The following is a 15170-nucleotide window of genomic DNA, read 5'->3' on the forward strand; positions in this document are numbered from 1 at the left end:
AATGATACATATTTCTATCATTTATGAAATCATTAAAGGAGAGATCACTTATGAATGAAAGCAGAGCAGCCATCATATGGCTAACGAATACCCTGCTCCACGACGTACAGTTAAGAGGTGATCATCATGAGTGATGCAACTTACATTCCACAACCGAGAACGTATGGACCACTTGGAAACCTGCCCCTGATTGATAAAGAGAAACCAACGCTTTCTCTTGGAGTACTTGCCGAACAGCATGGACCAATATATCGACTTACCGTTCCCGGTTATTCCGGTTTAATCGTATCTGGACCAGATCTTGTTGCTGAGTTATGTGATGTGTCCCGTTTTGACAAATATGTATACAATGAACTCGAAAATGTACGTGCCTTTGGAGGCGATGGTTTATTTACAAGCAGAACATCGGAGCCCAATTGGAAAAAGGCCCATAACATTCTGCTTCCCACCTTCAGCAAACAGGCCATGAAAGGTTATCATCCCATGATGGTTGATATTGCCGAACAGTTGATCAACAAATGGGCACGTCTCAATTCCAACGATACGATTGATGTTGCGGATGATATGACACGCCTTACGTTGGATACCATTGGATTATGTGGATTCAATTATCGGTTTAACAGTTTTTACAGACAGGACCACAGTCCTTTTATTGAAAGTATGGTTAGGGCATTAAATGAAGCGATGCAGAAGAGCTCACGTTTGAAAATTCAGAATCTGCTTATGGTGAAAACCAAACGACAGTTCCAGGACGATATTCAGACGATGTTCTCTCTGGTAGATCAAATTATAGAGGAACGTAAAGCGAGTTCAGCACCCGAAGAGGTTGACTTGCTCGCTCGTATGCTGAATGGCAAAGATCCAGAGACTGGAGATATGCTGGATGATGAGAACATCCGTTATCAGATTATTACTTTTCTTATTGCCGGACATGAAACCACGAGTGGTCTATTATCTTTTGCTCTTTACTTTCTACTGAAAAATCCGGAATCGCTTCAAAAGGCGTATGACGAGGTGGATCAGATATTGGTCAGTGAATCACCACAGTACGAGGAAATTCTTCAGCTTTCCTATATTCGCATGATTCTCAGTGAATCGTTACGTCTCTGGCCAACCGCCCCGGGATTTGACGTATATGCCAAAGAAGACACCGTCATAGGTGGCAAATATCCCTTGAAGAAAGGGGAAAGCTGCAGTATTCTCCTGCCTCAGCTACACCGTGATAGAGAGGCATGGGGAGAGGATGCGGAGCTTTTCCGTCCAGAGCGATTTGAAGATACGGCGAAAGTGCCTCATCATGCGTATAAACCTTTTGGTAATGGGGAGAGAGCGTGTATCGGCATGCAGTTTGCTTTATATGAAGCAACACTTGTGCTTGGCATGGTCCTCAAACATTTTGACCTGATCGATTATAGCAACTATGAGTTGGATGTTAAACAGACACTAACGTTGAAGCCGGGAGACTTCCGGATCCAGGTGAAAGAGCGCAAGGTGTCACAAAAGATGAATAAGTCTACCGTATCCGTGAAAGAGAAACCTGCTCTTGTTGTTCATAGGAATATAACAAGTGACAGCCTGAGGGGAGAAATCCTGGTCGTTGAAACAGATGGTAACCCTTCGCTTCTGGTGTTATATGGTTCCAATCTGGGAACGGCAGAAGGCATTGCCCGAGAGCTTGTGGAGAAAGGCCGTTCTTATGGAATCCCAAGTGAAGCAGCCACTCTGAATGAGTGGGCTGGCCGCATACCCCGCCAAGGTGTCGTTCTCATCGTCACTGCTTCGTATAACGGTAAACCTCCGCAAAATGCTACGGCATTTGTAGACTGGTTGAAGGGAGCAGAGTCAGAGGAAACAAGGGATGTAAACTATGCAGTTCTGGGCTGTGGAGATCGGAGTTGGTCTGGAACGTACCAGAGCATTCCTCGATTAATGGATGAGAAGCTTGAAAAATTAGGTGGCAAACGACTGTTATCCCGCGGTGAAGCCGATGCCGGAGGTGATATGGAGAAACAAGTCGAGGCATGGCAGCATATGTTGTGGCCGCAGGTGTTGAACGCTCTGGGAATCAACGCGGAAGTAGTGAAGCCAACCCTGCCAAGCACAAGGGGAATTCAAATGGAGTTTGTCCATGAGGCAGCTGAGATGCCGCTTGCACAAACATATGATGCCAGCTATGCCACGGTATTAGTTAATAAAGAACTTCAGGAGATGGGAAGTGGGAGAAGCACACGTCACATTGAGGTGTTACTGCCTGATGGTACGAGTTATAGAGAGGGCGACCATCTCGGCGTGTTGCCTAGCAACCCGAAGCAGAATGTGGATCGGATACTCAGTCGGTTCCGACTAAATGGGGATATTCAGATCCAATTAACTTCGGACGTCAGCCATCTTACACACCTACCACTGAACAGACCCGTCAAGATTCATGAGCTGCTCGCTCATTGTGTGGAATTGCAGACACCAATTTCCAGAACACAGTTGCAGGAGTTAGCTAATCATACGGTATGTCCACCTCATAAGCGTGAACTGGAAGGCATGTTGGATGAAAACAGCTACAAGGATTATATTCTTGCCAATCGAATCACGATGTTGGACCTGCTAGAAAAGTATGAGGCGTGTGAGCTGCCATTCGAAAGGTTCCTTGAACTATTGCCTCCGCTTAAGCCCAGATATTATTCAATATCCAGCTCGCCAAGCCTGAATACCGGGCAAGCGAGCATAACGGTATCGGTAGTAAGAGAGCCTGCATGGAGTGGCAAAGGCGAATACCAGGGAGTTGCTTCATCGTACCTTGCCGGTTGTCCATCCGGAGAACGTATTCTGATGTTTGTACGTACGCCGGAATCCGAATTTCATCTGTCCGAAGAGGTTGATGTTCCAATGATCATGGTGGGACCGGGGACGGGGGTTGCACCGTTCAGAGGTTTCCTCCAGTCGAGAGCGGTCATGAAACAGAGAGGTATGCCACTGAGTGAGGCGCATTTGTTCTTTGGGTGCAGGAATGATTCAGACTTCATCTATCGTCAGGAGCTAGAACAATACGAACGAGAAGGCATTGTTAAGTTACACACTGCTTTTTCTCGTGCGGATGGCAAGCCCAAAACGTATGTACAGCATCTGATGAAGGAGGATTCCGAACAGTTGATTCACATGCTGATGAACAAAGGAAAACTCTACGTATGCGGGGATGGAAGCCAGATGGCTCCTGCGGTAGAAGAGGCTTTACAGCAATCATATCAGGAGGTGCAGGGAGCAACGATGCAGCAAGCGAAAAACTGGCTTATTCAGCTTCAGGTGGAAGGACGCTACGTGCAAGACGTGTGGGCATGTAATAAACGAACAAGTGTGGGTTATCAGAATCTATCTATTAAAACTTAAATATGAAAGAAAGATGATGAAAAAGAAACGTATGGTAGTCTTCTGACTGTCGTAGCATGTTTCACGCTTGCGATATTCCGATGACAGCAAGTTATAAAGTTGATCCATATCGGGGACAACTCACACTACAATCCGTTGATGGTCAGACAGGTTATACATGGACCGTGACCTACGGAGGTTATGTAACCTATTAATTAATAATGGAATAATGCTCTACTCATCCAAAAACAGCCGTTCGATCTGGAGTTCCACATCCAAATCGGCGGCTGTTTTGATTAGGAGCTTTGTAAGAACGAGTAATGATTTTTATCTGGAATCCTGAACCGTTGCCGTACTGTTGTTGGCGCTCAGGGCGGAAATCGGATCGAAAGGGGGACCTGTTATTGTACCTACGAGCAGTGCAATATCCACCGCATTGACCGGGCTGCCCCATGAATTCCCAGAGAAGACCATGACGGCCCGGTCATTAACAAATCCTCGGGTATTATAAACAACATTGCTAATAACTTCTCCAGTCGTATTAGGGTTAAAGTAGGCTGGCTGACGTAAGGAATAAAAAATATTATTTTGTACAAGCAAGCCAGTCATATTTCCAGTCTGGGTCACGAGACCACGATTGACAACCCAACCTGAAGAAGGGCCAGCTTGAGGAGGACCGAATATCGTATTATTTATTACGGTATGATTGGTTCCGCCTAATTGAATAAATTCAACAGCATAAGGGTTATCACTAGTGATCGTTAATCCGTCTACAGTTACTCCGCTTCCAATGATAGTGAAAGGGATAACAGCAGCTTGTAACAGGATGATTGTACTAGGATAGCCTTTTAGAGTTATTCCTGCTTTATTAATGGTAATGTTCGCAGTGATTGGGTATGTGCCACCAAGAATATGAACGGTTCCTGTTGGAGATACCGCGGTTACACCTTGTTGAATCGTTCCAAAAGGACTGGCCTGTGTTCCATTTCCGCCCACCGCGCCTTGTAAAACATATACATTAAAGGGATCGGGCAGTACAGTACCCGTCGCCCCCGTTGCACCCGTGGTGCCAGTAACACCTGTCGCTCCAGCGAGGCCAGTTGCTCCAGTGGCACCTGTATTGCCTGTAGCCCCCGTTGCACCTGTAGCTCCGGTAGGGCCCTCCGGACCGCCAGAGGGTCCAGTGTCACCCGTGGGACCTGTAGTTCCTGTCGCGCCCGTGGCTCCGGTGAGTCCAGTGGATCCGGTAATGCCCGTTGCCCCGGTAGGACCTGTCGCACCAGTGTCACCCGTGGGACCTGTAGTTCCTGTCGCGCCTGTGATTCCGGTAAGTCCAGTGGATCCGGTAATGCCTGTAGCCCCTGTAGGACCTGTCACGCCAGTGTCACCCGTGGCACCTGTAGTCCCAGTTACTCCAGTGATGCCTGTAGCTCCTGTAAATCCTGTAATGCCCGTGACTCCTGTATCGCCTGTAGAGCCGGTAATACCTGTAGCTCCGGTAGGACCTGTACTCCCGGTAGGACCTGTCACGCCCGTGGCACCCGTCGTGCCCGTATTGCCACTGGCACCTATCGCGCCTGTAAGACCCGTGGCGCCTGTTGTCCCGGTAGCTCCGGTGGAGCCAGTGACTCCTGTAACGCCTGTAGCTCCTGTAGCCCCGGTAGCTCCATTAAAATTCTCACTGCCAAATAATTCGGAATAAACGAGTCGGTGAGCAGCAACCAAAGAGCCGGCAGTGTTTTTCCCCCAAAAAGAAACCAAAATGTCCTCAGGGGTTGCTCCTGTAACGGTAATAACGTATTCGAAACTGTTAAGATCAGCAAAATAAGTTCGTGTAGCTACTGCACCGGGTAAGATTGTGAATTGCTCACTTACATATAGAGCTCTGTTTGTAATTAATGAATATCCCTGGACAAGTATAGTTGCGGCGTTTACGACACTCTGATTTTCAACTTTAATGGAAACAATCTGAGTTGGCCTTACCCCATTCACGGGGCTATTATCAATAGGGCCAGTTAGCAGGATTGCCAAGTTTCTCACTCCTTTTCTCAAAAATCGAAACTAAGTGTGATTCAGCATTGATGTATGTGTATTCGAAGACAGGGAAAAGTTCCCTACTTTCTCAGAATGAAATCTATAAAAGGTAATAATTAAAAAAAGAGGATGTTATGATGCCTCTCATATGAAAATGCTTTCAAATTAAAAGTGAAATATTATGATTGACAGCACCGATCTGAGCGGGTTTAATTATATAGACCGATTGTTATAATTATTTGAAGGAAGTGGCTTTCGTTGAGTGAAAAGTCTAATGCTAGAGAGTCCATTGTCAGCACAGCAGCGAGACTGTTTTTTTCACAAGGATATCATGCGACCGGTCTGAATCAGATCATCAAAGAGAGTAGTACGCCGAAAGGGTCGTTGTATCATTATTTCCCGCAAGGCAAGGAAGAGCTCGCGCACGAGTGTATTCAAAAAGCCAATGAACAAATCTTGCAGACATTTGAGAAAACATTTGCAGCCCACGACAATACGGGGGATGCCATTCAGAGATTTATTCATGATTTGGCTCATGAAACAGAAGCAGCAGGGTTTACCGGATTTCTCCCATTCAGCTTCTGGGCAGCTGTGGAGACTTCGTGTATTAGCCAGCAGTTACGTATTGCATGTCAGGGTGTATTTGCAGATTGGCAGGATGTCATTAAGAAACATCTGATTCTGGATGGCGTTGGTGAAGAGAAGGCGCGGGAGACGGCACTTCTGATCATTTCTTTGATGGAGGGAGCACTGATTATCAGCCTGACAAATCAAGATAAACAGCCTCTGCTGACGGCTGCTGAGTATTTGTCGGTTGTGACGAAGAACGCCAAACAGATTCAATAAGTTATAGCAAGAGACAGAGAAAAAGAAAGTTTGATACGTTTGAGGAGGATGGGATCGTGGAGGTTTCCATGAAGGCTGATTCTGCACAGGATCAACAAGAAACGAAGCAATACAAGGTATTTCCGATTTTGTTCGCAATGCTGCTGAGCGGCTTTATAGGTCTGTTTGGTGAAACGGCATTAAACGTGGCTTTGACACCACTTATGGGTCTGCTTGAAGTTGGACCTACAACGATTCAATGGTTAACCACAGGTTACTTGCTTGTGTTGGGAATCCTGGTGCCGGTATCCGGTATGCTGTTGCAATGGTTTACAACCAGACAGCTGTTCACAACGTCCCTGATTTTCTCCATTGCAGGAACATTTGTTGCTGCACTTGCACCTAGTTTCGAAATTCTGTTGGTGGCACGGGTACTACAGGCGATAGGTACAGCGCTATTGTTGCCACTGATGTTTAACACCATATTGGTTATTTTCCCGATTGAAAAACGTGGAGCGGCCATGGGATTGATTGGTTTGGTTATCATGTTTGCACCAGCAAGCGGTCCGAGTATCTCCGGTCTGATTCTGGCTAATCTGAGCTGGCACTGGATCTTCTGGATCTCCTTGCCGTTCTTCCTGATCTCACTGGTATGCGGCTTGTTGTTCTTGCCGAATATTTCGAAATTGACCAAGCCCAAAATTGACGTACTGTCCATTATCCTTTCTACCCTTGGTTTTGGTGGTATCGTATACGGCTTCAGTAGTGCAGGGGGACACGGGGAAACTGGCGGAGGCTGGACGAGTCCGGTCGTTGTTGCCACTCTCGTTATTGGTGTGTTGTCCTTACTGTTATTCAGTATCCGTCAGTTGAGAATGAAACAGCCAATGATGGATTTGCGAGCGTTCAAATATCCGATGTTTACGATTGGCTTGATCCTGATATTCATCTGTATGATGATGATGCTGTCATCCATGCTGATCCTGCCAATGTATCTGCAACAAGGTATGGCCGTTACAGCGTTAACTGCCGGACTGGTTCTATTGCCGGGTAGTTTGCTAAATGGTTTACTGTCTCCGGTCATGGGCCGACTGTTTGACAAATTCGGTCCGAAGTGGCTTGTGATTATTGGTCTGGCTGTCGTGACGGTTGTACTCTTCATGTACACTGGGATTACACCAACAACGACACTGGCCAAAATTATTACGCTGCATGTGTTCATGATGGTCGGAATCTCGATGATTATGATGCCTGCACAGACGAATGGTCTGAACCAATTGCCACGTGAGTATTATCCTCACGGTACTGCCATCATGAATACGTTGCAACAGGTATCCGGAGCAATCGGTACGGCTGTTGCGGTAAGTATACTGAGCGCAGGACAATCCCGCTTTTTGAGCGGAGTGGCGAATCCGGAAAGTCCAGAAAATCAACTGGCAGGTTTCACGTCAGGTGTACAGAATGCGTTTGTATTCGCATTGGTTCTGTCGATTATCGGTCTGATTACTTCACTCTTCGTGAAACGGGTCAAAGTAGGATCAACGCCAGGACAACAAGGTCCTATGCATTAATCCATTCACTAACAATAATAATTAAATATTATATAAGAGCGATGTGTCCCTTAACTCTAAGGACGCATCGCTTTTTTGCATATGTATTCTATCTTTTTTGGTGTTGACGTGAAACGGGTTACAGGCTTTAGAGTAAAAATGTAGCCGGAATACGGCGGTTCAAAGAATGAATTTCAGAGCAAATACTTCATGTTCCGGCAAAATTGTATATGTTCATACTAATATAAAAGGGTAATATAGAATGTATTAGGACAATTTTTAACCAATTCGAAAACGGTTTATATTTTATTTTTACTCAAGGAGACATCGTTATGATCATCATCAATCCCATTGGCAATAACATTGAAAAGATGCTGTTGCACTACGAAAAAAATGGCCATCTCACTCTACAGGCTTCGCTTATTAGTAATAGCTCGGTTGTATATAGATTGCAAGACTATTGTCTCAAGGTATATGCTTCACGTGCAAGATTGGATGGGGAGATGGAAAGTGAAGCACTTAGGGCATTGCAGAGTAATTCTTATGCACCTACATTGTATGCGTATTCACCAGGTGAGTACACCCTGACAGAGTGGATTGAAGCATACAAGCTGAAAGAGTACCGTGTGACATATGGACACATTCCTCCCAACTTGATATACGATATGTTTACGACGGAACTTCAGCAGATTCATGCTGGATATTGGGACTGGGATGTCATCCGATATGAGAATTTGCTCTGGACCAAGACAGGTGATGTGAAGAGAACGAACTTTTGGTTGTGTGAGCCTGTAAACTCCAGACGTGAGAGCTTATATAACCAAGTTATACGAAGAATTGATAACATCTACAATGGCGATCGAACCGAAATGGAGGCGATGCAGCAGTACTTTTACCGTCACCGGCTCACCTCATCTGAAATTGAACAAGCCTTCAGCGATTTCCGGTCTCAACGGCCAAGACTGGCGAAAGCACAATAAATCTCATACTTAAAACCCCAAAGATATTAGAGAATCTTTGGGGTTTCTTTCATGATATAACATAGTCCTACTTTAGTAGAGTGTACGTTACTTCTTCACCAGGGCCAATATTTCATCGGCAACGAGGTCAGGATGATATTGATGGATGTAATGGTCGGTATCTTTGATGGTTACCTGTTTCGAATCATCTGACCAAGATTTGAATTCTACTTGTGTTTTATCCCATTCGGGCTCACTTGCACCAAAGTAATCAGCCGTCAGTATGGTGAGTGGAAACGGTAAGGTTTGCTTGTGATCTACAACCACTTTGCCATTTTCAGCTATTTCACGTAATTCATCCAACGTGTTTGCATTGCCATAGTTGTGCAACAGCGCAGTTGTATCCAATTTTTTCAGATCGTCGGGTACAAGTTTCAGTTCATTACGATTGGCATTGGATGTTTCCACAACCAAGTCAGATTGCATGGAGAGGCGGAATAGTCCGGTTTGGATACGGAATTTATTCGCAAAACCACCAATTGTGTCTGCCAAAGAGTCATCGTCATTCGAATAATATTCGGGGCTTCCGCCATCAATCATGACGATACCCTTGACGAGATCCGGGTATTTTTGTGCGAAACGGATGGTTTCCAGCGAGCCGAGCGAATGCCCAACTAATACATAAGGTGGCTTCTGTCCAGATACCTGCAACAACTCGTGTAATTCTTCAGCTATGGTATCGACATCACGTTTCTTATCGGTCTGATCACTATATCCATAGCCAAATCGGTCATATACAGCGAATTTTGTGTTGGGAGCAAGCTTTTCATATAATGGATAATAATCTACATAGGGATTAGCGGTACCCCAGCCAGAGGCGAGTACGACAGTTACATCGCCTTCTCCACCAGTATATAGATGCATATTGTCTCCATGTACTTTGTAGAGTTTTCCAGGGGGGACGAGTATTTTGGCATCTTGCCTTAAACCCACTTGTTGGTAGATCACGCCTGTACCCAGAAGCAACAGAATTACCGCGAGGTCAAATATCAAAAACTTAACTAATCTTTTACGCCATTTCTTCATGTTCTCTCACATACTCTCCATGTATTTTCTCTATCATATATGCCCAATCTTATAGGAGAGAAAACAGAGTCTTAATTCTATCTTAATTAGCCGAAAATTGAATATCACCGGCCAATGAATTAATATATAGCTACGATATGAATAGTTCTCATCCAAATATTGAACCTAGATTGATTATATAGAACAGAAGGTATGTATAATGACAAAATACGAAAATCAGCTCCCGACATCAGCCGGCATGAACTTCAAGTCCCTGATCAGTATATTGAGAGATTCCATGCGTGGCAATGTAGAGCGGAGGCCATCTGGCACGATGCCTATGGAGATATGTGAACCCGCTGAAATCTTTAGTGCATCCGATAATCCACAGGTTACATGGTTCGGACATTCGGCTTTTTTACTCGAAATTGAAGGGCACAGGTTGCTCTTTGATCCGATGCTGGGCAATCGTCCATCCCCCGTGTCTTGGGTGGGTACCAAACGTTACAGCACCAATCTACCAATTCAACCGAAGGATTTCCCAACGCTGGATGCAATTATTATATCGCATGACCATTATGATCATCTGGATTATGACTCCATTCGCAGATTAAAGGATAAAACAAAGCGATTTATCGTGCCGCTTGGCGTCCGTCGTCGGCTGATTCAACTGGGTGTGCCTTCGGAACAGATTACCGAGCACAACTGGTGGGATGAGTTATCGTTCAAAGGTCTAACATTGGCTTGCACGCCAGCAAGACATTTCTCGGGCAGAGGATTATTCGACCGTAATTCTACCTTATGGTGTTCGTGGGTTATCGCTGGACAACATACCAAGGTGTTCTTTAGTGGGGACAGCGGATACGGTCCTCATTTCAAGGAAATTGGCAGTAAATACGGTCCATTTGACCTGACCTTGATGGAATGTGGGCAATATGACGAGCGTTGGTCCAACATTCACATGATGCCGGAAGAAACGGTACAAGCACATTTGGATGTAGGAGGTAAGTTGCTCATCCCGATTCATTGGGCCGCATTTACGCTGGCCTATCATGCTTGGAATGAACCGGTCGAGCGGATTACCAAAGCTGCACATACTATGAATGTTAAGATTGCAACACCTAAAATTGGCGAGAAGGTTGTACTTCATACGGAGGATTATCCTACACATCCATGGTGGAGACCGGGGTTAGGGTAAAATTAAAAGCGTTCAGCTCATTCAATGAGTGGACGCTTTTTCTTGTTGCATTTTACATCAGGATCGATAGGGCACTGTAGATTAACATTATACCCATCACGATATTAACTGGACGTTCGTATCGCAATAGAAAGCTCTGGAATAACATGCCACCGAACGCCCAGGTCATATTGGCGCTAATCCCGATAAAGGTGAGAAGCAGGGAAAATACGATGAGTTGAACATGGGATTGCCCAAGAGGCAGAACAAAAACGGATATGGCCGTAAGTCCATACAGAATGACTTTGGGATTAATGAATTGCAGGGTGAACCCAAATAGAAATGAATAATGATTCACTGTGTTTTCTTCCGTATCTGCAGGTTTGCTTCGCATAATTTTGATTGCCAGGTAAAGCATGTACCCACATCCCAACAGGTTCAAAACGGGTGTGATCTTGGGGATATATTGATGAAGAATAAGGTTGAAATAACTGGACAGAAACATAATAAGCAGGCAGCCGGCTGCAACTCCACTAATAAACGGAAGGGTCTTGCGGAAACCCTTATTTCTTGCATGCGTCATGGAAATGATATTGTTGGGTCCGGGTGTAAATGAAGCAATGATTGCATAGGTCACTAAAGGTATAATGTTCATGGTTCCTCCACGTTTTCTTAGTTGTGTGATATAATGAACTGAAATGTACGTTACAGCGTACGGTCTTTATAATTGTACAATATGTGCGTTATAAAGCACAACATAAATATAAAATGAGGAGGATGGATTTTGAAAAACATTAATAGTATTCTTGCTCAGAACCTGAAACAGCTTAGGGAACAAAGAAAACTTAGTCTGGACAAGGTCGCCGAAATGACTGGTATTAGCAAGACCATGCTTGGTCAGATTGAACGTGGTGAATCCAATCCATCCATTGCAACTGTATGGAAGATTGCTAATGGCCTGAAAACCTCCTTCACTGCTTTGATCCACGAGCCGAAGTCAGATACTACCGTTGTTACGGGGGATGATATTCAAGTATTGATGGAGGATGAGGGAAAGGTTCGGATTTATCCGCATTTTCCTTTTGAAGAGGGGCGTCGTTTTGAAATATATATGATGGAGATGGATCTTAAGTCTGAGTTGAATGCTGAACCGCATATCGAAGGTGCGGAAGAATTTATTACGGTCTTTGAAGGTGAAGTTACGATTCGAGTAGGGGCGGAAGATTATACGGTGAGTTCAGGGGAGTCGATCCGTTTTGGAGCGGACAAGCCTCACGCCTATGTTAACTCCGGTGCTAAGACAAACAAATTAAACATGGTCATTCATTATTCGAAGTGACATAAAGCAGCCTGATGTAATGAACTGCAACACCGCTGTTAGTCGTCTCTAACAAATGGATGCAGTTCTACATTGGCTGCTTTATAGGTTTGTTCGCTATGGAGTCCAACGCCTATGATAGGACTCTAACTTATGGCTTTTCTTTGGCCTGACGCTGGATTTCCTTGGCTGTTAAAGCTTTATCATATACTTTTACATTATCCAAGCTGCCTTTGTAGAACGGATCAGCCGTATAACGACTCTTGCCTACATAAGCTTCGGTTACCTGTAGATCTTTCGGGTTAAAGGTGATCTCAGTGCTGCTTGCAACCGATGTACCATTCACATACAGAGTTCCCACATCACCCTGAAGGGTTACAGCGACATGAACCCACTCTTTAGAAGGCAGTGGATCTGCGGCAATGATGCTCTGATCCCGTCCCTCATTATGAATGGTGAATTGTAATGCCCCATTATGCTGGGATGGTGTAAGGAACATATGCCTCGTCAAGCCATTTCCAAAGTCGAAAATACGCTGCCAGGGCCCGCCGCCATCCCAATTAACCCAAGCGCTAAACGTGAAATCTGTTGTGTCTGTAACGAGTCCAGGTAACTGAATGTAACTGTCGGTTCCGTTAAATGTGGCAGCCTGATTTTTGCCACTTGCAGCAGAACTGACCACGTTAAAGGCTTGCCCGTGATATTCGTTTTTGCTGTAATCCTGTGCGACTTTGCCAAGTTTCTTGTGTTCAAAAGTATACTCCCCGAGCAATGGGCTTACCGCTTGCTGTGGAATGATAACGTTAAACGTTTTGGAGCTTACCGCAGTTCCTTTACGAATCGTGGCGGTTAATTTCACTTTGGCATCGCCCTTACCAGCGCGTGGTCGCTGCACTACACCTGTAGTGGATAGAGCCGAAGCATTGGAGCTTTTCCACGTAATGTCTGCATCACTTGTTCCTTTGGTAGGCAGAGACAGATTGAAGAACACGTGATCCGTATTGCTAATGTTCAGATCCTTTTTCACTGCATCTACAATGTCTTGATCACTCCGTTCAACACCTTGACTTCCCCAGATGGCAATCCCGGAGGAGGAGAGGGCGCTAAAGGTCAGAACCGTACTTTGAGATTCCGAGTTCCATTCATGTGTGAAGACGCCTTTGTACACAACGTTATTCGAAGTGATCTGAACCTTGTTGTCTGCACCAAGACTCCATGTTCCTGTCACGGCACCCTGAATCTGCCCATCTGCCGTGAACTGAACGGTCTGGGATGGCTTGATGTCCGCTGTGATGTCCTTACCATGATTCACCCATTGGTACTGACCAGCGATCTCCTGAGTTGTCAGCTGGGTGGTATCTTCTCCCAAAGCCGCATAGCGATATGGAGAAACGACGGGCCAACCGTCTGCATTCATATGCATCTCATGTACGCGAACTTCATGCTCTTCGCCACGCCCTGGAAAGCGGGTATGGAAGATGAGAAACTGTTTGCCAGTCTCCGGATCAACATAAGCAGAGTTATGCCCTGGCGATACATAGCCGCTACCCAGGCCTGTGCCCGGATCACCGATCTGTCTCTCGAACAGGAAGTTCCCCATCAATTTGACTCCAAAAGGCTCAATAGAACGATCATCAAACAACGGTTTATCCTTGTCCGCTTTAACGTTGATCATATCGTTTCCTTCCGCATCGAGGAAAGGCCCATCCGGTGATTGGGAGCGAGCAACACGAATGTTGTATCCTCCATCAGCACCTAGTCCACCGTAAGACAGGTACAGATAATAATAATCGGTTTCGGGACTGTAGAGCATATAAGGGGCTTCAATACGACTATGATTGCCTCCGGTCAGCTTCTTGCCATAACCTTGATTTGGCAGTGGTTTACCTGTCGTTGCATCCATCTCCAGAATGAAAATCCCTCCGGAATACGAGCCATACACCATCCATAACTTGCCGTTTTTATCATAAAAGACATCAGGATCGACCACATTGGGATGGATCGTGGCATCGTAAATGGTACCATCCTCACTGATCTGATCCCACATGCCGGATTTCAACAGAATGCCTTGATCCTTATAAGGGCCTTCGATATTGTCTGCGACAGCAATGCCAAGTGCTGATCGCGGAGAGTCCCCTTTACAAGCATTGTAGTACATATAAAATTTGCCGTCCGCCAATTGAATGACATCTGCTGCCCATAACGTATCTGTCTGCGCCCATTCCAGCGCTTCAGCGAATTCCTTGGTTACATTGGGGACAACAGGATTGTTATCCGTAACACCCGATGCGACGAGATCCCAGTTCAGAAAGTCTTTAGACTTGGCCACTTGCAAGTGTGAACCAAAAATATAAAACGTATCATCCACCTTAATGACAGATGGGTCATGAACGGAAACATTTTTGAATGATGTAGCAGGATTTGCGAGAGGTGTGGTGGAAGTCTGCGAGTTACCCACGGTTGCCGCTGAACCATTTGCGAACACCGAGACCGGTGCCAAAGTTGTTGCAGTAAGTAGAGTGGTGCTTAGTACAGAAATGTTAAGTACGCGAACCCAATAACGTTTCATACGTTTCCCCTTTCCTATTCCCTGGAATGAAAAATCAACCGATACTTGGCAGCACACGATAAAAGGTTCGGCAGACCTCCTTTGAGTAGCTCATTATATCAAGCGCTTTCATTTGTTATATTATCAATTGATTTATATGTTTGTAAACCATAAATGTAATGTTTATAAGAGTAAACTGAAAAATAAATAAGAGACGGGAAGAGCCGATAAAGGTCATTACATTCAAATAAACTAGTTGTCTTTCTCAAATTTAGGATTGAAATGGGGATCGATGATGCGATATTATTACGTTTAAGAAATGTATTTAACTATTTAT

At 45.1% G+C, this 15170-nt stretch carries 10 protein-coding genes; 6 read left to right on the plus strand and 4 right to left on the minus strand.

From position 1 onward, the window contains the following. The first annotated feature begins 126 nt into the window (after nucleotides 1-126). Nucleotides 127-3378, plus strand: a complete 3252-nt coding sequence (locus F0220_RS13755; RefSeq protein ID WP_105598568.1) for a bifunctional cytochrome P450/NADPH--P450 reductase — start codon at nucleotides 127-129, stop codon at nucleotides 3376-3378. A gap of 306 nt (nucleotides 3379-3684) precedes the next feature. On the opposite strand, the gene F0220_RS13760 is transcribed toward F0220_RS13755, so the two are convergent. Next, nucleotides 3685-5388 (minus strand): collagen-like triple helix repeat-containing protein, encoded by a 1704-nt coding sequence (locus F0220_RS13760; RefSeq protein WP_105598569.1) that lies wholly within the window; start codon nucleotides 5386-5388, stop codon nucleotides 3685-3687. A 261-nt stretch (nucleotides 5389-5649) separates the two neighbouring features. On the opposite strand from F0220_RS13760, the gene F0220_RS13765 reads away from it, so the two are divergent. The 3 genes from F0220_RS13765 (at nucleotide 5650) to F0220_RS13775 (ending at nucleotide 8746) form a co-directional block, all read left to right on the plus strand. Continuing rightward, nucleotides 5650-6237 carry a TetR/AcrR family transcriptional regulator gene (locus F0220_RS13765; RefSeq protein ID WP_074094904.1) on the plus strand — a complete coding sequence of 196 codons (588 nt, stop codon included), beginning with the start codon at nucleotides 5650-5652 and terminating at the stop codon, nucleotides 6235-6237. Between the two features lie 68 nt (nucleotides 6238-6305). Continuing rightward, on the plus strand, nucleotides 6306-7787 hold the full coding sequence (locus F0220_RS13770; RefSeq protein WP_105599128.1) for a DHA2 family efflux MFS transporter permease subunit: 1482 nt from the start codon (nucleotides 6306-6308) through the stop codon (nucleotides 7785-7787). A 311-nt stretch (nucleotides 7788-8098) separates the two neighbouring features. After that, complete coding sequence (locus F0220_RS13775) at nucleotides 8099-8746, plus strand: protein kinase family protein (RefSeq protein ID WP_091016643.1); 648 nt, start codon at nucleotides 8099-8101, stop codon at nucleotides 8744-8746. 87 nt (nucleotides 8747-8833) lie between these two features. Here F0220_RS13775 and F0220_RS13780 read toward each other — a convergent pair whose 3' ends face one another. Further along, nucleotides 8834-9811: an alpha/beta fold hydrolase gene (locus F0220_RS13780; RefSeq protein WP_091016641.1), complete on the minus strand. Its 978-nt coding sequence runs from the start codon at nucleotides 9809-9811 to the stop codon at nucleotides 8834-8836. 199 nt (nucleotides 9812-10010) lie between these two features. Here F0220_RS13780 and F0220_RS13785 point away from each other — a divergent pair, with 199 nt between their 5' ends. Next, on the plus strand, nucleotides 10011-10988 hold the full coding sequence (locus F0220_RS13785) for an MBL fold metallo-hydrolase (RefSeq protein WP_105598571.1): 978 nt from the start codon (nucleotides 10011-10013) through the stop codon (nucleotides 10986-10988). Nucleotides 10989-11040: 52 nt separating this feature from the next. On the opposite strand, the gene F0220_RS13790 is transcribed toward F0220_RS13785, so the two are convergent. Beyond that, nucleotides 11041-11622, minus strand: a complete 582-nt coding sequence (locus F0220_RS13790) for a LysE family transporter (protein ID WP_105598572.1) — start codon at nucleotides 11620-11622, stop codon at nucleotides 11041-11043. Nucleotides 11623-11751: 129 nt separating this feature from the next. On the opposite strand from F0220_RS13790, the gene F0220_RS13795 reads away from it, so the two are divergent. Further along, entirely contained in the window at nucleotides 11752-12306 is a 555-nt protein-coding gene (locus F0220_RS13795) for a helix-turn-helix domain-containing protein (RefSeq protein WP_105598573.1), read from the plus strand. A 130-nt stretch (nucleotides 12307-12436) separates the two neighbouring features. Here F0220_RS13795 and F0220_RS13800 read toward each other — a convergent pair whose 3' ends face one another. After that, entirely contained in the window at nucleotides 12437-14854 is a 2418-nt protein-coding gene (locus F0220_RS13800; RefSeq protein WP_105598574.1) for an arabinan endo-1,5-alpha-L-arabinosidase AbnB, read from the minus strand. Nucleotides 14855-15170 lie beyond the last annotated feature (316 nt).

The sequence above is a fragment of the Paenibacillus sp. 37 genome (assembly GCF_008386395.1).
Classification (GTDB): domain Bacteria; phylum Bacillota; class Bacilli; order Paenibacillales; family Paenibacillaceae; genus Paenibacillus; species Paenibacillus amylolyticus_B.